Origin of the sequence: Fibrobacter sp. UWB7 (assembly GCF_900142945.1) — a bacterium.
GTDB lineage: Bacteria > Fibrobacterota > Fibrobacteria > Fibrobacterales > Fibrobacteraceae > Fibrobacter.
Window position 1 is genome coordinate 420,325 of the sequence record NZ_FRCO01000001.1, and the last position, 23,064, is coordinate 443,388.

Sequence of the window (23,064 nt, forward strand, 5' to 3'; positions counted from 1 at the left end):
TTATTCTTCCGTTAAACTATTTGCCCTGCGCAAAAGTTTTTAAGCGTTCACGTCCTTCTTGACAGCTGCGGCCTTTGCCTTTCTGTCTTCGTCCAAACGCTTCGCTCTCATTCTTCTTTCATCCTCATAGTTCGGAGCGAGGATGTTGTTCTTGGCTTCTTCGTCCATCTGAGACCATTCCTGTTCTCCATGAACGTCAAGTTTGCGATCCACCAAGCGACCGGCGAGTTCCACGTTCTGGCCACCCTTACCGATAGCCTGTGCGAGGTTTTCGTCATCCACGATGATCACGATACGGTCCGTATCCGGAACCGGGAACATCTTGAGGACAGATGCCGGAGCCAAGGAACGCTGAACGAACACGTCGAAGTTTTCGTCCCAGTGAACGATATCGATACGTTCGTTGCCGAGTTCGCGGACAATCGTCTGCACGCGAGCACCCTTCATACCGACGCAAGCGCCAACCGGGTCAATCTTTTCGTCACGAGAATAGACGGCAATCTTTGCACGGCGATTCTTGGAGTCACGGGCAACAGCCTTGATTTCGACAGTGCCTTCGTAGATTTCCGGAACTTCCTGACGGAGAAGCGCCTTGAGGAAGTCAGCGTTGGATCTAGACAAAATAACCTGAGCACCGCTCTTCGTAGATTCTTCCACGCGAGCAATCACAGCCTTCACAGAAGCGCCCTGAGTCAAGCGTTCGTGCGGGATCTGTTCGCGAGCCGGGAGTTCAGCTTCAATCTTGTTGCCGAGATCGACGATAACGTTACGTTGTTCCAAACGAAGCACCGTACCATTGATGATCGTACCGATGCGGCTGCGGTAGATGTCCATGATGCGCTGGCATTCGGCACTGCGGATGTGCTGGGTCAAGAGCTGCTTTGCAGTCTGGATTGCCTGACGACCAAAGGAGGAGGTCGGGAGTTCCATATAAAGGCTGTCGCCTGCCTGAGCGTCTTCGTTGAAGTCGCGAGCTTCATCGACGAGCATGTAGCCTTCGTCCATTTCAGCCACTTCGTCAGCAGTCATGTTCGGGTCGTAGTCCGGATAGTCATCAACAACTTCGACGTTCAAGAACACATGGACTTCGTTGGTTTCCATGTCGATATCGACGTTAATCTTCTTTTCGATGTGCAGATACTTGCGGGCCGCAGAAATAAGAGCCTTCTTGAGGGCGTCCAAAATCACGGAATCATCGACACTCTTGTCTTCAACGACTTCCTTGAGTACGTCGAGCAAGTTTACTTTCGGTTCGTTCTTCATATAGTTGACCTTCCTATTTAATTTCTACTTCGACCTTGGCCGAAAGCACTTCGGACCGCGGTATGACGATTTCGCCGGCATTGCCCTTGAGCTTGAGCGTCAGATTTTCTTCGTCGGCATTCAAAAGTTCACCAGTCACTGGCTTGCCCGTCGAGCGTGTCACACGGAGCAGGCGCCCCTTGTTGCGTTCAAAATCCGCCATAGACTTGAGGGGGCGGTCTATTCCCGGAGAAGAAACTTCAAGCGTATAAGCGCCCTCGATCAACTCGGGATCCAGGTCCAGCGCATCCGAAAGGAAATGACTCACGTTCGTGCAGTCATCGATAGTAACTCCTTCGGGCTTGTCGATAAAGATTCGCAATGTCTTGCGTTTGCCAGCACGGAACACATCAGCTTCCACAAGCGTAACAGATGCGGACTTGCATGCATCGGCAATGAGAGAATTCAGTTTTTCTTGGGCGACCAAATAAACCTCTTACAATAAACGGCGTTCGTATTCGGGTCCGAATCCGGCTCGTTCAAGCCAAATTTGAACCCACGAACGTCAGTACATACCAAATAGAGAAATTTTTTTGCCCTTAGGCAACTCTCCTAAATGACTTTAGCGTCAATTAACGCAATTTTCGTCATCATCGCCCTTCTTACCCGATTCACCAGAACCTGCAATTTCTCCAGGATCAACAGCAAAAGACGAAGGTAGCGACATCGAGAAATCAGAGATTTCGGTCTGACGGTTAGCGACAAAGAAATGCAAATGGTGCAAGGATCCATCCGCCCAGCCCGTCACATCAGAAGCCCCCTCACAATTCGAATGCTGCGCTAACGGTTCTCCGATATGGCAACCATGATTATTTTGGGCTAGAGTCTGTATTTTTACACTACCCGGAGCAGGCATGTGCGTACCGCCCAAGTCAATCACCAAAACACCATCGACAAACACCCACAAGTCTCCACTACTAACAAACTTCAGTTCTTCTGGTTCCGGCAACTGGTTTGACGCCTTATACTGGAAACTCATGTACCCCATCATGGTAAAACCATAATTGCGCAAGTGTTGCAAACCAAGTTTTCCATTTGCTATTGCGGCCTGCAAGGCGGCGCTATGCCCAGTACCATTAGAATTTACAGCACGCGGACCACCCGCATTCAACCAGTCTGCACAAAGCTTATAGGTGTTCTGACCAGACAGATCTTCCTGAGTTCTTGCATACTGATAATCATAAGGCGGACAGAAAATGGAAAGCGACTGAGGTTCAAAGACTTCACAAGAACCCGTCGGCTGGATAAATTCAATACAAGATTTTGCACTTACCCATTCATGATTCACCGGATTCACGCTATCTAGCGGGAAGAACCCTCCATTATTGGAATTAAAATTGTAAACAAAGTCATTACTTTCGTCTGTGGACTTCGGAAGTTCAAGAACCATATTGACGCGCTTGTTTACAGTAGGGTCATCCACAAACCACTGGTCAAAGTTCTTATTGTCACAGCGTTCATTCAGCTTTTGAACGGCAACATCATACATATCAATGGTCCCATCATTGCTTGTATTCTTAAACAGCAAATAAGGATTCACCATGCCCGGTGTATAAACAACCGGTTTTGCCCAATTATTTTTTTCATCAGAGCACTTATCGCCATTCACGTTACCAAGAGCATTTATGTAGCCGCGTAAAAACTTAATCCCAGATTGTACATTCACAACCTGAAAGCACTCCCCATATTCCAAGACCGGACCCGCAGAAACCTGCTGCAAATACTCTGGCAAAGCAGGATTTTTCTGCATCGGTAAGCCATCTACGCCAATTTGGATTCCAGTACCATTCTTTTCAAAAGAATACATATTGCCACATGAACTATGATAAACCGAAGCTGCATACCAATCTTCACCAAAACCAAAAGCTTTCATGGCAGCGCCGGTTGTACTCTCATAGCTATAGATATCATCCAGATGTTCAACCGTTTCTTCCGAGAAGTTTTCAAAATCTGAATGATTCTGCTGAAAATCGCGAATAACGACATCTAAATTAAGCGAAGAAATTTCAGCACTACTCCCCTCTTTCGCAAGATGTCTAGCCCCATCCGTAGGGCAGGTCGTTTTTTCTGGAGATCCACTAACGGGATCATCTGGCGCCGGGTCAACTTCTGAGCAAGCGGCGCAAAACATCATCATAGGCACAATTAGTGCCATCTTTCTTTTATTCCTATTCATTTTTCCTCCTTACTATAGCTATAGCGACAAAAATCGCACTAGCACCGAATAAAAGTTTGTTCTTAAAATATATTATTTTTTGCCAATATGCTATATGGCACTACGTTGGAGTGCATATAGCTCAGCTCGGTCATGCCAACAAGTAAACTTGTTGTCGCGACGCTCGCTTTATGCTATATTTAGTATATGGCTTACGTATTACTCATCCTTATCAGCATCGGCGGGCTTGCGCTCTGCGGTTTTTATCTCAAAAAGAACATTATCCGAATCAAGGATAAGAATAAGGATGAACCGAAAAAATACAAGCGCATACTGAACTACGTCCCGACCGGACTTTGGTATGGCTACTTGATCCTATTCTTCGCAGGACTTACAATCAACAATACGATTTTCTAGTCATTAGTCAATAGTCACTAGTCATTGGTCATTAGCATAGTAACTGCGGCATAGCCGCCTAACTTCAAACTAATAACTAGAAACTAACAACTAATAGCTAATAATACACTTTCTGGGCTTCGAGCCAGCGTTCGTACAAGAACAACGCAATCAGGTTCTTTCCATCAATGAACTTGTGAGCAGCTTCTTCGTACGGCAAAACTTCCGTACGGATCCATTCGTTCTCGTCGGTGTAGGTCTGGTTCTTGCCATCCATCGCTTCAAGTTCTTCGCGCGTCACGCTACGTTCAATCGCATAAAGGCGGATGCGCTCGTCCAAAAGTCCGCAGCTTCCAGCAAAGCCTTCGCTTGAGCCCTTGTACCAGAAGTCCATCAAGTCAATCAGTTCAGAATCCTTAGCCTTGATTTGCGCTTCTTCTTCAAGTTCCGAGAGCGCCACCTTGCGGAAATCGCCCGACCAGTCGAGAATCCCCGCCGGGATTTCAAGCGACGCCGTTTCCGAGATTGCAAATCGCGGTTGGCGCACCAAGAGCAAATAGCGTTTGCCTTCGCAATGGAGCACGACAAGCACACCCACGGCATGGCCACGCACAAGCACAATCCCATGCACCGGCTTGCCGTCCGGCAAAAAAGCGGTCGCATTCAGCTTGATGAACAGCGGTTCGTGGCGCTTGCTAAAATAGTCGACCGAAGCAAAATGCACCTTCGTGATATTGAATTTTTTTTCAGAAGCTTCAAGCCACTGCTTATAAATCTTGCTTTCAAGAATTACAGGCTTGTCTTCTTCGGCAATTTCAGCGGCAAAGGTATATTCAATCATTTTGACTCCGTCGAATCGGTGCGGAGCGTATCGTTTGCAACCGTCGCCGACTTCCAAATATTATACAAACTATCTATATCTATAGGCGATTCTTCGTCATCTTCGCTTTCGAGTACGAGTGCATTTTTATCTAAGCGATAAGCCACCCAGTCTTCTTTTGTCGAAGGTCCACAAGAACGTTCGCTTTCATCAGGCACAAAAAGCTGCCGTACAAACGTAGTTTTAGCACCATAAGTAAAACCTGAATACAAAAAGCCATTCATCATCGCGCACTTGGGAATTTCTTCGACGTAATACGTGCTCGTATGCCAAACCGTATCCAAGCGTTCCATGATCTTACCCAAAGATGTCGAATCGTATTCCCATTTAGAACTCAAGCAGTACGTGGAATCCGAAGATGCGCAAGCATAACGTACCGGCACAAGCGCCGTATCATTTTCGCTCCAACTCGACGGATAAATCGTATCTGCAACAACCTCATCGCACATATCCACACGCATGGTGCAGTTTGCACGGAGCGTCCTCCAATGGAATTTCTGCGGAGTCAGAGAATCCAAGACTCGCAAAATCGAAGGAGATTCCTTCGTGCGTAACGGAAGTGAAGCAGGTTCAGCAAATGCAGAATCCACAAAGATGCGGAACGTATCGAGTTCAATTTTTCCACGACGCAGCATAATGGAATCCAAAAGCGAATCCACATCATTTTTCACAACGATCTTCGTGATATTCGAAGACACACTATTCGTGAGCATCTTGAACGTCGAATCCGGGCGGTACATCGGCGATGGGCAATCGTCCGTATTAACCTTGATATTCACAGTCGGCGCAAAAACGACAACCGAATCTTCAAAGGAATAATTCAAGTCAATCGATGTAAGCGAGCAATTCGAAAAAGACCAAATCTTCGAAAGCGTAATATAAAGCGTATCCGAAATCAGATGAATCGTCTTGCCAGAATCAAGTGATGCCGCCTCAAAAAATCCCTTGCCTTCTACAGATTGTCCATTAGGCATCACATCCAGCGGGCCATCGCCATCCTGAGCACAAGACGCGAAAAAAGCTACCAGCAGGGAAAATAGACAAACAAGAGAAAACTTGACAGACTTAAGGTTCATACAAACTCACTCAAAAAGGCAACTTCTTTTTGAAACTAGCAATTTGGGCGGAGTCCACCGGATGCGTCAACTTGTAGAAATCTTTCCAACGCACAAACAAGCCGTTCTGTCGCACCGTCAAGAAAAACGAGGAACTGTCCTGCGGAGAGAGGCGCCCCACGGCATCACTAACATTCAGCATTTTACCCACCGTAGGTGCCATCTTCCAGGACCCGATGCCAAACATGCGCGAAGTAATCCCGTTTCCGTGATTGAGTTCCACAAACATGCCAAGAGAATCGCGCCCTGCCTCAAGCACAATACCCGGAAGCACAGGGTAAACAGGAGCTTCCCCAAGACCTTTAAACAAGTCCGCCGACAAGAGCTGTTCCAAGCCTTCAAAGTCAAAGTTGTCTACAATCGCAAGAGCAGACCATCCGAGCGGCACGTGCGGGCACGGCCCCGGGAAAAGGCAACCCGTCTTGCTCGAAATCCAGACTTTCGAAGAATCCTCTCGCATCATGTGTAAAAAGACATTGCGCGTTGAATCTTCAAGGACCACCAGGAGAGCATCGCCAAAATCTTTCTTGGATGCCACCCAATGAATTTTCGACCCGTCCGACGCCAAATTTTTCACATAGCGCAAGAACGTGTTCGGAAGCGCCAAGGAGTCGGTTACAATCCACGAACACTGGGCATAGTCATTCTTGAGTTCAAACGGAGTCCCGTCATACGAAGTACACCCCGCAATCCAATCCTCAACAACAGGAGGTGCAGGTTCTTCGTTCCCAGGCAGCGGGAGTTTATCCACCAACATACGGAACCACCCATTGGTATAGGCGGCAATAGTCAATGAAAAGACTATAATAATCCTAATTAGCGGAAATTTACGAGCTTCCCGTTTTCTTTTCCGTTTACCGTGATACTCTGAAAATTCAACAGCCATCGGTTACAAGACCAAATAAGATACAACCGCTATGAGAATCAGCAAAAGCACCAAAACCGCAACAAGAGTTCCCTTCGAAGAAGAAGTCTCGTCCACTAGCGGATTTGTATCCATGATTTTCGGAGCGACCGGAGCTTGCGGAGCAGGGCTTGCCTGAAGAATAGCATCTGCGGGTTTCTCGACCGCAGCAGTTTTTGCAGGCTCAACAGCAGCTTTAGCAGGTTCCTCAGCAGGAGCCACCCCCTGTTCGACCCGAGGATACGCAGCCATATCCGCTTCACTCATGAATATACGGATAAAGCGTTCAAGCCCCACCTTTTTTAAGCTCCTGGCTAGCGATTCCCTATCGGCAAGAACCGCAAACGTACCATTACGTTTGGAAAGTTCCTGATGGAACTGCATAAAGGCATTATACGCATCGCTATAGACAAAATCGAGTCCGGACAAATCTACGCCTATAAACTTGGCGTCAGCTTTTTCCGTCATCAAAGAACGGAAATTCGCCTTGAACGTTTCGGCATCGAAAGCTCCAATCGGATTGAGTGGAGCGGGAAGCACAAGGAATAAACCCACATTTTTTGTTTCAGTCATCATGTAGCCCTCTATTCCAAGATTTCATCATCAGTTTCAATAATCGGAGTTGCTGGCGCCGTAGGTGCAATCGGTGCAGCAGGCGTTACCGGAGTAGTAGCTGTCGGAGCTGAAGCCGGAGCTGTTGCAGGAGCCGTTTCAACCTTTGGAGATTCCTCTTTTTCTGGAGCTTCATTCAAAGCAGGCTTTACCGGAGCGACAGGAGTTTTCTCCACGCGTTCTTCCACAAATTCATCCGCTGGGAATTCTTCTTCCGTCACAAGCTTCTTTGCGGCATCAGTCTTGCTCAAGTGTCCTTCTTTCTTCGGCTTGTGGCCAAAGAGGTACGGGCTAAAGCTTACACTCACGCGATGCACCGGAGAGAACACCGGATGCGATTCAAACGCGTAATCCACCACAAGGAAATTTGCAATCGTAAGACCGGCACCAGCCGTCACGCTCTTGAATGTCGTAAAGCTGCTGAGGCCGACTCGCAACTTGAGTCCAAAATCAAACGCAAATTCGACGCCACCACGACCGCCAGATAACCAATCCAGCGGATCTTCCCAAATGCGATCGCCACCATGGGTATCTTCGTCAAAGTCCAAGTCTCTTGCATCATGATGGAAAAGCCCAGCACTCTGCCAGTAAAAATTGAACTTGCCATACAAGTACTGGACGGGCAGCCCATAGCTTAAAGCCAAGTAAAATTCAGGAGCGGAATATTCAAATTCGCCAGATTCCCAAGAAGTCGCCGAAGAAGTCCAGCCTTTCAAAAGACCCGCTACGTAAAAATCATCCATGATTTGATAACGAGCGCTAGCATCGCCGCGGAAGCCCCAACCGGTCTGGTCCATATCGCGATAAAGCACATGGAACGCAATTCCCAAGTCCAAGCGGTCTATAATGCGACGCCCCCAGGCGACAGAAAATACCCAGTCCGCATAGGAGAGCGTGTTGTAGTCCGAGCCTTCAGGCACCGGTTCCCCTTCCCTAATGTACGGGATATCATCGGCACCAAACCTTGAGAAAGAAACACCTAACCCCTGGTTTTTAGGGAGAGGGATGACCATGGATGCATAATCGTACTTGGTATCTTCGTAATAAGCCGTATGCGAAAACGATGCCCACATGTATTTGGCTTGAGATAATTGGTACGCATTGGTCAAAAGTCCAAGGTAATCGCCCTCAACAGCCAGAGTTGCAGAACCCAAAGCCGCAGAGCGTGCACCCGGTTCCATATCAAGAGTCGCATTCGCACCCACAACGCGGTCAGCAGCAAAAGCCGATGACGCAAACGCACAGGCAAGGAAACAAGTCCGCAGAGATATAAATTTTTTCAAAAAAGACATTTGGTGACAACTAAAATAGATATTTTTCTTTTTGAAAACACTTTAAAAAAATGCTTTTAGACGATTACATCCAAAATTTCTTGATATACCTGCAAACCCAGCGCAGGTATTCCGAAAGAACAGTCATTACATACCGCAAATCGCTCGAAAAATACCTCGCGATGCTAGCCGGGAATGCACAGCGCAGCCCCAATGCACAGCAAGCAACCGCAACCAAGACGGCTGCGCCTCTTGAATCGTTCTCTGAAACAAACGTCAAGAATTTCGTGTGGGACATGAAAATCAAGCAGAAACTTGCACCCACAAGCATCTGCGAGCACCTCGCCGCACTGAAAAGCTTTGGCAAATACCTCGTGCGTTCGAAGATTTTGCAAAAGAACCCCGCCGAAGCAGTCCCCATGCCCAAGCGCCCCAAGCGCCTTGTGCAATTCCTCGGGCAAAAGGACCTCGCCGAAGAAAAATTCCCTGAATTACCTGAAAATCCGACTCTCCCGCAAGTCCGCGCACGACTTTTGCTCGAACTCATTTACGGCTCGGGACTGCGAATTTCGGAATGTCAAAGCCTCTGCTGGAACCAATTACAGACAAAAGAAAAACTTGTCCGAGTCATCGGTAAAGGCAACAAGGAACGCATCGTTCCAATTACTGACGTGCTCATTTCTTGGCTCGAAAAATTCAGGGCTGCTGAGATTGAAGCCGGACACGCCCCAACAATTACAAGCTACGTTTTCCTAAGCGAAAACGGAAAGCCCTATGACATCCGCACATTGCGAAACGACATTCACGACCTGCTCCGAGAAATCGGCTGGGAAGGGAAAGCAAGCCCGCACGTGCTGCGCCACAGCTTTGCCACGCACCTGCTAGAAAACGGCGCCGAAATCATGAGCGTCAAAGAAATGCTCGGGCACTCAAACATTTCCACCACACAAATCTACACGCACGTGAATGCAGAACGACTAAAACAAGCCTTCAAGAAGACGCACCCGCGCGCGTAGCCCTCTAACTAAAAGAAGCTTCCCTTAACGCCAACGGCGATAGTCCACTGCTGACCGATATCACTCCAGTCCGGAGCGTTCCACTTCTTCATCGGCTTTTCGCTGTATTCATTCATTGCATCAGCGCCACCCGCCTTGTCATGGATCGGGAGCGAGAACGCAAGGAACACCGGGAAGTCCGGGTTCGAGAATTCCAAGCCATACACAAGCGAAACAGACCAAGCCTGGTGATCCGGATCCGGCCTTGGGTCGTAAGTTCCTTCGGATTCAGAAGAAATCCAAGCCACGCCAAGCGGGATCGAGAAATTCAAGCCAAACGACTGGACAATGCCCGTACGACCACGATAACCATAAGCGACAGAACCACCAATCGAAGGCGGAGTAAATGCACCAAGGTCATTTTCGCCATATGGCTTGAAGCGGTACTTGAAGCGGTCTCCATGCTTCTTGATATTCTTCCAATAGCTGTCGTTAAACTCATTTTCGCCCGAGAACAAGTGCATCGCAAACGGGTGCGTGTAGCTCAAGCTATAGAGCCAGATGCCCTTGTCCGTATCGCGGCTGTAGTCCCATCCAAGCGTCAGTGAATAAAGACCGCTCCCCTTCTGGAAACTACTCGGCAAGATTTCCTTACCGCCATCCTTACCGCGCTTGATATCGTACTGCCCCGTCGGAATCGAGAGCGATGCCGAAAGCGATGCTGCACCGCCACTGCCAATCGTTTTCGAAAAATCAAACGAGATATCGCCAAGACCGCCCGTAGTGCGGTCAGTCGGAGTCTGGTTGCTGCGATACTGCACTTCGCCCTGATGGCTCATGAACGGGATCGTCACACCAACCTTCGTATCCCACGTTGGCTTGATCGAGAAATGCGGATTCACCGTAAGAGCGGAGAAATTCTGCCCCACGTTGTACTTCGTAAAGACTTCAGCTTCGAGATAACCGCCCGAAACGCCCTGACCAATCCACTTGATGCCATCGCCGGAACCGCCACCGGAACCGCCAGCACCGCAACCGCCAATGGACTCCCACGGAGTCGCAGGCGTCACAGGGGAATTAAAGCCAGCATAAAAAGCAACCGCAACAAGTGCGACAAGAGAACAGCCTTCAATCAAAAAATTCTTCTTCATACCGCACCTCACGGAAGCTTAAGCAAATAAGCGTACTTATAGCCAGTCGACAAGAACTTGCCATCGGGAGAACGCCCGCCAATCATCGGGATCGGCGCAAGTTCCACATTATCGTCTACCCATTCCACTAGTTCACTCTTAGAAGCACCCGTTTTCAAGCGAACCTCACGCATTACCGTACGCCCGGCAGAACCGTCCTGAGCCGAAGCATTATCTAAATGGATCTTGTTGTAGTATGACGTTTGAGTAAATTCCGTCCAAACCACAAACAGACGCCCATCCGATTCAAACCAGTGCGGCTGAGCCGGTTCAGACTTCATGTCCTTCGTAAGAGGGATTTTAACACCTTCGGCATCTTTGGAAAGTTCCTGGATATAGGCTTCCCAGTTATCTTCCGATTTCGTCATCAAGTTATACACGACAAAATTACCATCCGGCGAAATCATCGGGCTTTCAACTTTCCAGTTGCTACGATCCGTAGGCTTCTTAAGCTTAATCGCCTTCGACTTTCCGCCATTGGCATAATCGATAAATACGATATTTTGCGGATCTCCATCCGTTCCGTCCGCATAAGTCAGACGCACATTTTTCGTACCAAAGAAGCCTTCGACGGTCGATTCATCCCCATCGGCTTCCGCTTTAGCCGTAGGATCTACCCACACATGCGGAGTCGCCTGTTCAATAATGCCTTTGTCAAAGAACCAGAACTTTTTCTTGTCCGACGTACGGACCGCAAAAATGCCGTAATCCAAGACGTCACCACATGAACCACCATTGAGTCCCTGACCGCGCAACGAGACGATGAAATCAGGATGAGTACTCCATTCCGGGTCCTGGAACTGGCATTCGCCCTTATCCTTATCAATCATCAAATACCACTTCACGTTATTCGCGGTATCCGAAACGGTCAAACGATCATGCTGCTTAACATCTGTAACGGGGAATTCGTCATCATGTTTATTGACTTTAATCTTGCTAAAGTTCAACCAAAGCATCGAAGCCGGGAAATTGACCGTATCCTGCGAGATGGACGGGTTGCAGATTTGCTCACTTCCATTGACAGAGTATATCGTCCCCATTTCAGAACTACTCTGCTTTTTGGAATCATCATCCAAAGATTCAGCCTCGAATGGTTTGGGGCTATAGCACGCCAAAAACGTAAGGGTCGAAAGACCAAGGAGTAAAAGCTTCTTATTCATCAGCATGCAATATAAAAAGAATTAGAACTCAGAAGTTTGAGCAGAGAGCTGAAAAGCTAGTTTTGAGTTACTAGTTCTGAGTTACTAGAGAATTTTATATCAAGATTTTCTAATGACCATTGACTAATGACCAATGACCAACGACTAACAACTAACCACCCTTGCGCGCTTTCTTGAACTTTTCACGGATAAGCTGTAAATCGTGCTGATAGGGATTTCGCACAAAGTCATCAAACGCCCAGGCGGTCGGGTGGAATACGCCCTTCGCATACGTCAAAAGCATATCGAGCCATACGCCCTTGCCCGCATAAAGCTTGAACGGTCCACGCTTGTAGCTCGGGAGCACCACCTTGTCCATATCCATGTAGCCAATGTCAATGTTCACATGGCGCAGTTCCGGGGTTTCCGCCGATGCGGTCGTGAGTTCTAATGCGTTACTGCGTTCCTTTTCTTCGGCAATCGTCTCTGGCGGGATTTCCTTTTCAAAAGAGACCACCCCACGATACAAGTCATCACCCATTTCAGGCTTGTAATAATCCGTCTTATCAAATGCAAAAAGGCGCCCCTTATGGCGGATAGGGCCCCAAGTTTTTTCCAAAAGCTCAATGACGTTTGGGTCCCATTCAGACCCTTTTTGCAACACAAACGCAATCAACTGCGCATTTTCAGAGAATTGAGAAGCTTTCATTTTTTAGTGCGGGATAATCGACAATGTCGATCGGATTATTTCCATCTGCTGTTCCGAGAACGAGAGATCCTGAGCACATTCTACCGTTACCGGGAACATAATGTTATTTAAATCAGGACAAATATAAATAGACGAATAACGTTTGCGGTCTGAACAGCTTTCGTGAATCGCCCTATAAACAAAACCTGAGGTTTCAAAGGCGGGTTCTTCAGCCTGCTTGTATAAATTACTCCTTAAAATTTCTTCACAAAACGGCGTATCCGTTAATCCATCATCAATATTGGACCAGTCGCCGACCAAAACGCCAGTCTTTTCATCACCACCGAGATATTGCTTCATATCGAGCTTCGTCGCCGATGTATGCCTGAGCCCAAAAGAATGCCCAGTTTCGTGAATCATCGTCATCACAATGTTGTACGACGACTGCAATTCAAGTTCGCCATCTTGGTTATGGACATATTCTCCAATAACAACAGCATTTTCCTCGCCCGCACCAAGTTCCCCGGCAAAGAGACGCGAGAGCCCCATGACATTGTTTCCCGCAATACTATGCATGAAAAACACATTCAAGGTATTGCTATGCTTTTCGTCAATCGAACTAGCAAGGTCCCCCAAAAAGATATCTTCGGAACTCGTCCCAGCCTCCCAAGGATAATCAGCCGTATACTTACGCCCTAATGTAGGATGCTCGTGGGCATAGAGGACATATAGAGTATCAATCGTTACACCATAATACTTTTCACGAAACGCTTCTAGCATATAATGCGACAGTTCATCGATATCCATGCCATCTTTCGTTTTCCCGACAGCACCAACAACAATCAGATTCAAAGCAAAATGATCTTTATAAGTTCCAGTCCCGGTAAAGCTAATATTCTTAACTTCGCCTTCGTAATACTTACCATTGTTACCGAGCGATGTATACCACACCGTCATTTCATTTTCTTCGCAGATAAAAGAATAGACATATCGCTTTCCGACAACTGTAGGCGTCAAAGTACGGACCTTACTCAACCCGAAAAGCCCCGCATCGATGCTATAGGGGCGGAACAACTGCAATTCCGGAGCCGGAACAGTAGAATCGATATCAAAAGAAAGCTTGTACGAAGCCCCAGGATGCACAGCGAGCATGATTCCGTGCGCAATATTTGCGGCTGCCGAATCGTTTCTAGCCAAGTCATTCGGATAAAGTTTATGGACAATATATCGACTTGTATCGGGTTTTAGGATTATTTCACCATCAGCCTCAACTGATGTCGTGCATGCAGTAATAAAAAACGACAACAACAGAGCCAAAAAACCTAAAATCCACACTTTTTTACAAAAATTTTTCATAAATACCCGAAACAAACACTCCTCAAATGCGTGTATAGAAAGTAAACACCACATATAAAATACAAAAGAAAAAAGAAAATGAAAAAAAATAGCAAAGAAAAAATATTTAACGCATTTAAGGACCTTATTGCTCCCCTTGACGGTAAACCCGCCTTGGTGAGTGCAATAGTCGTTGCAACAACGATAGCCTCCCTAGATGAGCCCAAATTTGCCTTTTTTATGCTTGGATCGCTGATTTTACTCACACATTTCTTCAGAAGGCACATCCAATGGGTGATTTTTGTGTCTTTAGCGGCAGGAATTATCGCCCATGAAGGGGTGGTCGAAATAGCCGAAACTGTTCGCAAAAATGATGCCATCAGCAATACCGACTGCGGGAAAGTCGAATCCAGGCTCCCACGGCCTAAAGGGACGGCTTTTATCATCAATGTTTCGGGAAATGCCGAGGAGACGGCTATTGGAAATACTCATGAGAGTGCGCGCGAGGGGTATAAAGTACGTCTGACTGAGAAGCGGAATTTGCCGGACCTCCCCTTGCCAGGGGATTCCATCTGTTTTGAGGCCACATGGTACCCCGAGACGCCACCAAGCGTGCCTGGCGCTTTTGACACACAAAACTGGCTAAAATCGCAAGGACTCGCCGCTTACGGCAAGTTCAAACAGTGGACGGCTTACCCCGGCGACTGGACTTTCGAACGGAGCTTTTTTAAGTTTAGGCAATTTATGCAGGCGAGATTCGCAAAGTTCCTCGACCCTGCTGAAACGGGACTCTTGATGGGGCTATTGGCGGGTGACCGCTCGGGGATTCCAGAGGTGTTACGTAGCGATTTTCAACGGTCGGGGCTTGTGCACGTGCTTGCAATTAGCGGTTTTCACGTCGTTTTGCTTGCAGGCATGCTCATGATTTTCTTGAAAGCGACGGGCCTTCCGCATAAAATCGTCATCATCATCGCCGTGACGCTTCTCGCGATTTACGTTCCCGTCACGGGAGGCTCGCCAGCCGTGCGCCGTGCGGTCATGATGTTCGCCATTCCGCAAATCGGCACTTTATTCGGAAAACCTGCCAATACGCTCAACAGCTTGGGTGTCGCATTGCTCCTAATCATCTTGCCAGAGCCAAGCGTCATCTGGAATCCGGGATTCCAACTTTCTTTTGCCGCCACCGCAGGAATTATCATCGGCACACCGCACAACCCGACAAAGCTTTTGCCCGACAGTATCAAGCAAAACAAGCTTTGGCAAAAGATTCAATCGTTCGCCATTGACCCCACATATGTGACGCTTTGTGCAACACTCGCCACAGCACCATTCCTCATATACCATTTCAAGACACTATCGCCGTTCGCATGGTTCGGGAACATCATCATCGTGCCAGCCATTTCGCTAGGCATGCAGGCTGGGCTTTTCGCACAGCTCTCGCCTGTAGACTTTATCTGCGGAACATTCTGCGCCGCCGCGAGATTCTTTTTGCGTTTGGCATCGCTTTTGACGCGAATTCTTTCGGATTCTGCGGCCGCCTCGATGACCGTCGGACCATTCTCGCCTGCGGTTCTGCTAGCACTCGGAATCTTGATTTTACTTTTGCCGGTTTGCTACAAGAACTACATCGCCCGCAAGTATGCATTTTTATGCGTTTTAGTCGCCGCCGCTTTATTCGCGTTTGAAAGTTACTGCGAAGTTCTGCACCCGTCGTGGACGCTCACGACCATCGATGTCGGGCAAGGCGACAGCCATCTCATCAAGGCGCCATCCGGCAGATATTTTCTCGTGGACGCTGGCGACAACAGCCGCCAAGATTCCGGCAAAGACATCATCGTTCCGTTCTTGCATCACATTGGTGTGAGCAAGCTCGATGCGCTCATCATCACGCACCCCGACAAGGACCATTTCGGCGGAGCGCTTTCGCTTTTGAAAATGTTCCCCGTCAAGGAACTTTGGGCAAGCGATTGTTCAATGAAAGAACGTAAAACCGATTGGCAACAAGTCCTCAGCGAAGCCCGCAAAAGGAACATACCTATCCGCAACATCCATCGCGGCTTTCTGTGGAAAGAAAACTTCTTCGAAATGCGAACGCTCCACCCGCGAAACGACATCTGCGTCGAAGCGAACGAAGGGAGCATCACGCTTCGGCTCAAAGGACTCGGGCATTCTGCGGTACTTACCGGAGACCTCACCGTCAAAGGCGAAAAAGAAATTATGAAGACAGACGCTTATCTGAAAAGCGATGTGCTAAAGCTCGGGCACCACGGTTCCAAAACATCCAGCAGCGTGCCGTTCGTGACAGCAGTTTCCCCCACGTACGCCATCATCCCGAGTGGCCGCAAGAACAGGTTCCGCCACCCGCACAAGCAAGTGACTGACCGCCTCGATTCGCTCCACATTCCCTACATCAACACCGCAAAAAAAGGGACGATAACATTCACGTTCGTCCCAGATTCAGTAAGCTATACAACGATGTGGTAAAGACCAGCTATTTACTTGTTCCAGCTCCCCCTATCTGGAAGAAAAATTTGCACTTAAAATCATCTGCAAAATTTTTCTCCAAACGAACGCCGGCTTCAAAATAAGTTGTTCGCATTGGGGACCACCGCAAACCAATATCATTCACATATGTAAAACTGCGCAAATGAAATCCTCGCTCATAAATAACATGAGTGATAATATGACTTTGATCCGTCAATCCCAACCATGATTTAGGAACTAAAGGGATATAAAGGTTTCCGCACCAGGCATATACAGGGACTCCTAGAAGTATATAGCCCAACACTTCTAGAACCTCACTTGAAGGAGTATATCCATCAAACGCCCCTACAATCAAGCCCACCACTAAGGCTCCACCCAAAGAAAATAGAGCCTCGTCAGAAACTTTATTTGGGTCAATGCTAACATGAAGCGGATCAAATCCAAAATAGACATCAAATAAATTGCCTATATGGAAAGCGTCCGCTTCAGTCCCAGATCGAATATCAAATAGAGATACTTCCGCAGTAGTCGGATACACATAAGAAGCATGAAAAGTCATTCCATAGGGCAAATAGCTTTCTTTGACCGGTTCTTCGCCCATGCCATTACAGCAAAGAACAAGAACTAGCAAGACTGCAAGAATTTTTCTCATACACCTACAAAAACAACTTTATATGCGATAAACCTTACTTTTTCAAGCAATCGAGTGCAACATTGTGCAACAGGCCGTTCGTTGCGATGCTCGTGAAGCCTTCGTAAATCGGAGCCGTCGGCTTGCCGTTTGCGTCGAAGAGTTCCGTCTTGCCATCGATGGTACTGAACTTGCCTCCCGTTTCCTTCATCAAAAGCGGGAACGGGGCAATGTCCCACATCGACACAACCGGATCCACCATGATTTCGGCACGACCAGCAGCCACGAGGTAATAGCCGTAGCAATCGCCCCAGCCACGGTGCAAGCGAGCGCTGCGGCGGAGCTTCGTAAAGCCTTCGCCAAAACCCTTGTCTTCCATCGTGTTGACCGTACCCGAAAGCACGAGCGCATCGCTCAACTGCGATACCTTCGAAGCGCGAACTTCGCGACCGTCCAAAAAGGCGCCGCCACCATTCACCGCCCACACAGCGCTCTTCATTGCCGGCAAGCGGATCACACTTGCAATCGGAACGTTCTTATGCCACAGCCCAATGAGCGTTCCGAACAAAGGCACACCGTGGATAAACGACTTGGTGCCGTCAATCGGGTCAATCACCCACTGGTATTCCGCATCCGGGCTTTCAATGCCAAATTCTTCGCCAATGACGCCAAAGCCGGGAGTTTCCTTTGCCCAGAATTTGCGAGCGAGTTCTTCCGTTCCCTTGTCCGCAATCGTCACGGGAGTCTTATCCGCCTTCCATTCGACGCCAACATCGTTCTGATAGAACTTGAGGATGTTCTCTTCGGCAAGTTCAGCCGTCTTGAGCGCAATCTTCAAAAGTTCCAAATTCTCGGGAGCGACACCAGCCTTTGCAATTTCGCGATTTTCCATAACAAGCTCCTAGCCAACCCACTTCTTGACAAGCGAAACGAGGAGTTCGTTTTCTTCGGGCTTGCCGACCGTGATGCGGATATGTTCCGGCATGCCAAAGCTCGTAAGACCTCGAACGATCATGCCATTCTGTTCCAAGAACGAAACGAGTTCCTTGGCGCGCTCACCGATGCGGACGCAAATAAAGTTTGCCTGCGTCGGGAGAACCTTGAAGCCAAGCGCACCAAGTTCGCGGTTCAGGTATTCAAAGCCAATAGCGTTGTTCTTGCGGGTCGTTTCGACGTGAGCCGTATCAGAAAGAGCAGCCACAGCAGCCACCTGGGCAGCCTGGTTCACGTCAAACGGCGGCTTAATTTTCCACATGGCGCGGACAACTTCAACACTTGCCATCGCATAACCCACGCGGAGCCCAGCTAAACCGTAAATCTTACTGAAAGTACGGTTGAGGAACAAGTTCGGGTATTCCGAAAGCAGCGGAGCCATCTTCGGATAATCGGCAGCCGTTGCAAATTCAGCGTAAGCTTCATCCAAGAACACGAGAACATTCGATGGCACTTTTGCAAGGAAACTGCGAATTTCAGCTTCGGTGTAATAGTGACCGGTCGGGTTGTTCGGGTTGCAAATGAAAGCCACGCGAGTCTTTTCGTTAACAGCAGCAGCGAGCTTATCAAGCGTTGCCTTTTCATCGCCTTCGCCAACGCCAATAAAATCGGCACCGTTCGAAAGCGTCGTAAACTTGTACACGGAGAACGTCGGCGTAATGCCCACGCAATTGTCGCCCTGGCGGATAAAAGCCTTGCCCACCATGTCGATGATTTCATCGGAACCGTTACCAATCACAATCTGGTTGGTAGAAACGCCATACATCTTTGCAATGGCATCAATGAGCTTCGGAGCATCGCCGCGCGGGTACAAGTGCAACGAATTTGCAATTTCGTGGAACGCTTCCACCGCCTTCGGAGAAGCACCCAACGGATTTTCGTTAGACGCAAGCTTTACAACATTCTTAAGACCATAACGTTCACGAATTTCGTCGATGGACTTGCCTGGGACGTAATCGGAAAGTTTTGAAAGTTCTGGACGCGGTTCGACCACAAATACCTCCATTTTAACGCGTGTAAATTTAGCTTTTACCGAGCGATTTATCTAACTTTGATGGACATGAAACACATTCTTTGCCTGCTATTTGCGATTTTAGTAACAAATGCTTTTGCAGTGGACCATTTCTGGGACATGCGCTACAACTTTGGTCCCGAAAGCCGCCCCTCTCCAAAGATTGGCGTCGGTCTCGGCATCCGCTCGCCGTTCAATTCCGATGTGCTTTTTCCCATCAACTTCACCACTAGACTCAACAAACAATTCGACGTCGGTGCAAAGCTCGACATCAACACTTACGGTCAGCTCGAAGAAATCAACACTGCCTTGGACATCGGTGTCCGTTACCGCTACAGACCAAGTTCATTCATCGCATTTGACGGCTACCTCGACTTGAGCGAAACAAGCCAGAGCGCATTGGCATTCACCATCGGCACACAACAGTTTATCGCGAAGTGCTTCGCAAACTACTACGAACTCCGCGCAGGTTTCCTTGACGGTGCAACCGGCAAAGACGGCTACGTAAAGTTCTCGGCATCCATGATTCCGACACTTGTTTTTGGACAAGTCCTCCGCATGTTCCTTGAAGTCACATCATCGGCTAGCGTGGGTAACCTGAAGGAAGATTTCATGGTCGACATTATCCCGAAGATTGAACTTACCTTTGGCGGTACGCACGTCCGTATTGACTTCGACGTGGGCGTTATGCAAGAAAAGAACAATGATCGCAAGACCATTGCTCTTTACGTTATGACAGCTTTATAAGTAGGAATTACTTCACCACAAACATTCCGTCCTTGTAGTCCACGACAGCGGGCTTTGCCGCACTCACGGTTCCCGAGAGAATTGCGTGGCTCAACGGACGTTCTATGTTGCGTTCGATGTAACGCTGAATCGGGCGAGCACCGAATTCCGGCTGGTAAGCACCTTCCGCAATTGCATCAAGTGCCGCATCCGAAAGCGTAAGCACCAAGTCCTGACGAGCAGCGCGGTTCGCCAAATCCGCAAATTTGAGTTTCACGATTTCGCGAATTTGCTTCTTCGAGAGGCTCTGGAACACAAGCACTTCGTCCAAACGGTTCAAGAATTCCGGGCGGAAGAATGCATGCAAGTCGGCTTCGACATCCGCAAGCGCAACCTGCGGCGGTTCACCGTTCTTGGCGTTAGCCGCACTCAAGCGGAACTTCTCGGCACCCAAGTTCGAGGTCATCAAAATCAAGGTGTTCTTGAAGTTCACCGTACGGCCCTTGCCGTCCGTCAAACGACCGTCATCGAGAACCTGCAACAGCGTATTGAACACGTCCGGGTGCGCCTTTTCGATTTCGTCGAGCAAAATCACGCAGTACGGATGCGTACGCACAGCTTCGGTCAGCTGACCGCCTTCTTCGTAGCCCACGTATCCCGGAGGAGCACCGATCAAACGGCTAACGCTATGCTTTTCCATGTATTCGCTCATGTCGATACGGACAAGAGCATTTTCGCTATCGAAAAGTTCCACAGCCAAAGCCTTTGCAAGTTCCGTCTTACCCACGCCCGTCGGGCCCAAGAAGAGGAAGCTTCCAATCGGCGCATTTTCACGGGAGAGGCCGCTACGGTTACGCAAAATCGCTTCGGACACGGCTTCAACAGCTTCGTCCTGGCCAATCACGCGAGCATGCAAACGTTCGTCCAAGTGCAACAACTTTGCCTTTTCGCCTTCGCAGAGCTTTGTCACTGGAATGCCCGTCCAACGGCTCACCACAAGCGCAATCGTCTCTTCGGTCACTTCTTCGCTCAAGCCGCCTTCTTCGGCACTCTTGCGGAGCGCTTCGGTCTTTTGAGCCAATTCCTTTTCGATGTTCACAATCTTGTTGTACTTGAGTTCCGCAGCACGGTTCAAGTCGTAACGGGCTTCGGCCTGTTCCATCTCGTCCTTTGCAGCCTTCAAGGATTTCTTCAAGTCCTGAACTTCGGCAAATGCGGCACGGCGGTCCTGCCAACGTTCCTGCATCTGCTTGACGGCAGCATCAGTCACAGCAAGGTCTTCACGGAGTTCTTTCAAGCGCTTGACGCTTGCTTCGTCCGTTTCCTTCGATAGCGCCTGCTCCTCGATTTTCATCTGGAGTTCCTTACGCTGCAACGTATCGAGCGCTTCCGGGACTGTGTCCATCTGCGTTTTCACAAGGCTTGCCGCCTCGTCAATCAAGTCAATAGCCTTATCCGGGAGGAACCTATCACTGATGTAACGGTTCGAAAGTTTCACTGCAGCGACGAGCGCGTTATCGTGCAAACGCACGCCATGGTGCGCATCAAAGCCATCCTTAATGCCACGCAAGATGGAAATTGCTTCGTCTTCGCTCGGTTCCGAAACCTGCACCGGCTGGAAACGACGTTCCAAAGCAGAATCCTTTTCAATGTACTTGCGGTATTCCTGAGTCGTCGTTGCACCAATGCAATGGAGTTCGCCACGAGCAAGCTTCGGCTTAAGCATATTGCCCAAGTCCATCGAGCCTTCGGTCTTGCCCGCCCCCACAATGTTGTGGAGTTCGTCGATGAACATAAGCGTGTTGCCATCTTCTTCGATAGCATCAATCACAGATTTGAGACGTTCTTCAAAGTCGCCACGGTATTTTGCACCCGCCATCAAGGCAGACAAATCAAGCGCAAAGACCTTCTTGCCCTTCAACGCATCAGGCACGTCACCGCGGTAAATACGTTCGGCAAGGCCTTCGACAATAGCGGTCTTACCCACGCCCGGTTCACCGACCAAGCAAGGGTTGTTCTTTGTCTTACGGCTCAAAATCAAAATCACACGGCGGATTTCTTCTTCACGGCCAATCACCGGAGAGAGCTTTCCGTCTGCCGCCATTTCCACGAGTTCACGACCGTAGAGTTTCAGCGGGGACTGTTCCTCGGCATTCGCAGCACCCGCAAATGGGTCCGAAAGCCAAGTTTCCACCACTTCGGTCGAACCAAGGGCATCTTCAAAAACCTTGGCAAGTCCACGGTCGCCCGAGAACTTCATCAACGCCACGAGCAAATCGCCCGGCGTTACCATACGGCTGACCTGACGAGCCGCCTGCACAGCGGCACGCAAAATACGGTTCAAGTCGCTATCCGGTTCCACATCCGGGTTTACGCCTTCCATGCGCGGGATTTTCTGCACAAACGGTTCCAAACGGCCTCGGAGTTCGTTCGTCTTGACGCCCTTGGACTTATAAAGTTTCTTCAGGGTTGCATCGGGGCCTTCAACAAGACCAACGGCCAAATGAGCCGCACCCAGATAAGAGTGCGAACAGCGGTCGCGCAAGCTCTGCGCCTTGGCCAAGACCTTTTCTGCATCGTTAGTAAAATCTGACATAATAGACCTTCTTTCTTTTTTTACGCCTTACCCTATGCAAATGGCGTGCCAAAAAGAAGAATTTTCCGTTTTTGAGCTAAAAACGCAAAAAAACAAAAAGAATGTCGCATTTTACTGCGACATTCTTTTCAAAATAATACACTCAAGTGTTTACTGCGGCAACGTCGTTCCGCCCAATTCCTGGCAAGACTTGCCATGAGCATTCAGAATCTGGACAGCATCGCCACTCACCACCGGACGAATAAAGCGCCACGGCCAGAAACCAAATCTCTGAGAACCTCTATAGTTCGCGACAGCGTTACCACCACGAGCCTTAGCCTTCGCTTCCAACTTCGGCAAAAGACCAGCAGCGGAACCATAAGTACCACCACCAACCTGAACCTTGCCCATGACCTTAAATGCAGCGCCATTCGGTTCGGTTTCAAAATAGCAGAATTCTTCAAAAGGCACGACTTCTTCACCTTCAACCAGCGGGACTTCGTTATAAACACGAGCCTGGTAGTTAGAACAAGCCTGCAAAGCTACAGCAGCAAGCGCCAAAAAACAAATTTTCTTTATTTGCATAAAATACTCCTTGAATTTTCACGAAATATAATAACAAAAGAGTATTCTAGTTCAAATAAATACTTTTTTTACTGAA

The 23,064-nt window shown here is 48.6% G+C and carries 21 protein-coding genes; 4 read left to right on the forward strand and 17 right to left on the reverse strand.

The window, feature by feature from the left end:
* Positions 1–39: 39 nt before the first annotated feature.
* From nusA to BUC30_RS01740, 3 genes are all read right to left on the reverse strand, one after another.
* Positions 40–1,263: a transcription termination factor NusA gene (gene nusA / locus BUC30_RS01730; protein ID WP_073423246.1), complete on the reverse strand. Its 1,224-nt coding sequence runs from the start codon at positions 1,261–1,263 to the stop codon at positions 40–42.
* Between the two features lie 13 nt (positions 1,264–1,276).
* Positions 1,277–1,729 carry a ribosome maturation factor RimP gene (gene rimP / locus BUC30_RS01735; protein WP_014546932.1) on the reverse strand — a complete coding sequence of 151 codons (453 nt, stop codon included), beginning with the start codon at positions 1,727–1,729 and terminating at the stop codon, positions 1,277–1,279.
* Between the two features lie 141 nt (positions 1,730–1,870).
* Entirely contained in the window at positions 1,871–3,478 is a 1,608-nt protein-coding gene (locus BUC30_RS01740; protein ID WP_244536433.1) for a fibro-slime domain-containing protein, read from the reverse strand.
* Between the two features lie 186 nt (positions 3,479–3,664).
* On the opposite strand from BUC30_RS01740, the gene BUC30_RS01745 reads away from it, so the two are divergent.
* A complete protein-coding gene (locus tag BUC30_RS01745) occupies positions 3,665–3,874 on the forward strand; it encodes a hypothetical protein (protein WP_073423247.1) in 210 nt (69 codons plus the stop codon).
* Positions 3,875–3,971: 97 nt separating this feature from the next.
* On the opposite strand, the gene BUC30_RS01750 is transcribed toward BUC30_RS01745, so the two are convergent.
* The 5 genes from BUC30_RS01750 to BUC30_RS01770 all read right to left on the reverse strand — a co-directional run bounded on the left by BUC30_RS01750 (position 3,972) and on the right by BUC30_RS01770 (position 8,656).
* Positions 3,972–4,694: an NUDIX domain-containing protein gene (locus BUC30_RS01750; protein ID WP_014546929.1), complete on the reverse strand. Its 723-nt coding sequence runs from the start codon at positions 4,692–4,694 to the stop codon at positions 3,972–3,974.
* A complete protein-coding gene (locus tag BUC30_RS01755) occupies positions 4,691–5,809 on the reverse strand; it encodes a hypothetical protein (RefSeq protein ID WP_073423248.1) in 1,119 nt (372 codons plus the stop codon). The genes BUC30_RS01750 and BUC30_RS01755 overlap by 4 nt, the downstream gene beginning before the upstream one ends.
* A gap of 10 nt (positions 5,810–5,819) precedes the next feature.
* Positions 5,820–6,605: a M23 family metallopeptidase gene (locus BUC30_RS01760; RefSeq protein WP_244536434.1), complete on the reverse strand. Its 786-nt coding sequence runs from the start codon at positions 6,603–6,605 to the stop codon at positions 5,820–5,822.
* A gap of 132 nt (positions 6,606–6,737) precedes the next feature.
* On the reverse strand, positions 6,738–7,328 hold the full coding sequence (locus BUC30_RS01765; protein ID WP_244536435.1) for an STAS domain-containing protein: 591 nt from the start codon (positions 7,326–7,328) through the stop codon (positions 6,738–6,740).
* 8 nt (positions 7,329–7,336) lie between these two features.
* Positions 7,337–8,656 carry a PorV/PorQ family protein gene (locus BUC30_RS01770; RefSeq protein ID WP_139260765.1) on the reverse strand — a complete coding sequence of 440 codons (1,320 nt, stop codon included), beginning with the start codon at positions 8,654–8,656 and terminating at the stop codon, positions 7,337–7,339.
* Between the two features lie 50 nt (positions 8,657–8,706).
* Here BUC30_RS01770 and BUC30_RS01775 point away from each other — a divergent pair, with 50 nt between their 5' ends.
* On the forward strand, positions 8,707–9,651 hold the full coding sequence (locus BUC30_RS01775; RefSeq protein ID WP_073423251.1) for a tyrosine-type recombinase/integrase: 945 nt from the start codon (positions 8,707–8,709) through the stop codon (positions 9,649–9,651).
* Between the two features lie 8 nt (positions 9,652–9,659).
* Here the strand turns inward: BUC30_RS01775 and BUC30_RS01780 are convergent, their stop codons facing one another.
* From BUC30_RS01780 to BUC30_RS01795, 4 genes are all read right to left on the reverse strand, one after another.
* The gene (locus BUC30_RS01780; RefSeq protein WP_073423252.1) at positions 9,660–10,781 is read right to left on the reverse strand and encodes a hypothetical protein; all 1,122 of its coding nucleotides are present in this window, start codon (positions 10,779–10,781) and stop codon (positions 9,660–9,662) included.
* 8 nt (positions 10,782–10,789) lie between these two features.
* Entirely contained in the window at positions 10,790–11,980 is a 1,191-nt protein-coding gene (locus BUC30_RS01785) for a hypothetical protein (protein ID WP_244536436.1), read from the reverse strand.
* A gap of 151 nt (positions 11,981–12,131) precedes the next feature.
* Positions 12,132–12,668: a DUF4416 family protein gene (locus BUC30_RS01790; RefSeq protein ID WP_073423253.1), complete on the reverse strand. Its 537-nt coding sequence runs from the start codon at positions 12,666–12,668 to the stop codon at positions 12,132–12,134.
* A gap of 3 nt (positions 12,669–12,671) precedes the next feature.
* Positions 12,672–13,844 carry a M12 family metallo-peptidase gene (locus BUC30_RS01795; protein ID WP_244536437.1) on the reverse strand — a complete coding sequence of 391 codons (1,173 nt, stop codon included), beginning with the start codon at positions 13,842–13,844 and terminating at the stop codon, positions 12,672–12,674.
* A gap of 441 nt (positions 13,845–14,285) precedes the next feature.
* On the opposite strand from BUC30_RS01795, the gene BUC30_RS01800 reads away from it, so the two are divergent.
* Positions 14,286–16,466: a DNA internalization-related competence protein ComEC/Rec2 gene (locus BUC30_RS01800; protein ID WP_244536438.1), complete on the forward strand. Its 2,181-nt coding sequence runs from the start codon at positions 14,286–14,288 to the stop codon at positions 16,464–16,466.
* Between the two features lie 7 nt (positions 16,467–16,473).
* Here BUC30_RS01800 and BUC30_RS01805 read toward each other — a convergent pair whose 3' ends face one another.
* From BUC30_RS01805 to hisC, 3 genes are read right to left on the reverse strand one after another with little or no spacing between them, the layout of a single operon-like run.
* Entirely contained in the window at positions 16,474–17,118 is a 645-nt protein-coding gene (locus BUC30_RS01805) for a hypothetical protein (protein ID WP_073423256.1), read from the reverse strand.
* Between the two features lie 34 nt (positions 17,119–17,152).
* The gene (gene hisN, locus BUC30_RS01810) at positions 17,153–17,989 is read right to left on the reverse strand and encodes a histidinol-phosphatase (protein WP_073423257.1); all 837 of its coding nucleotides are present in this window, start codon (positions 17,987–17,989) and stop codon (positions 17,153–17,155) included.
* A gap of 9 nt (positions 17,990–17,998) precedes the next feature.
* Positions 17,999–19,084, reverse strand: coding sequence for a histidinol-phosphate transaminase (gene hisC, locus BUC30_RS01815; protein WP_073423258.1), 1,086 nt, complete (start codon positions 19,082–19,084; stop codon positions 17,999–18,001).
* Between the two features lie 66 nt (positions 19,085–19,150).
* Between hisC and BUC30_RS01820 the strand changes: the two genes are divergently transcribed.
* Positions 19,151–19,849, forward strand: coding sequence for a hypothetical protein (locus BUC30_RS01820; RefSeq protein ID WP_139260766.1), 699 nt, complete (start codon positions 19,151–19,153; stop codon positions 19,847–19,849).
* 7 nt (positions 19,850–19,856) lie between these two features.
* On the opposite strand, the gene BUC30_RS01825 is transcribed toward BUC30_RS01820, so the two are convergent.
* Positions 19,857–22,424, reverse strand: a complete 2,568-nt coding sequence (locus tag BUC30_RS01825) for an ATP-dependent Clp protease ATP-binding subunit (protein ID WP_073423260.1) — start codon at positions 22,422–22,424, stop codon at positions 19,857–19,859.
* Positions 22,425–22,574: 150 nt separating this feature from the next.
* On the reverse strand, positions 22,575–22,988 hold the full coding sequence (locus tag BUC30_RS01830) for a hypothetical protein (protein WP_073423261.1): 414 nt from the start codon (positions 22,986–22,988) through the stop codon (positions 22,575–22,577).
* Between the last annotated feature and the right edge of the window lie 76 nt (positions 22,989–23,064).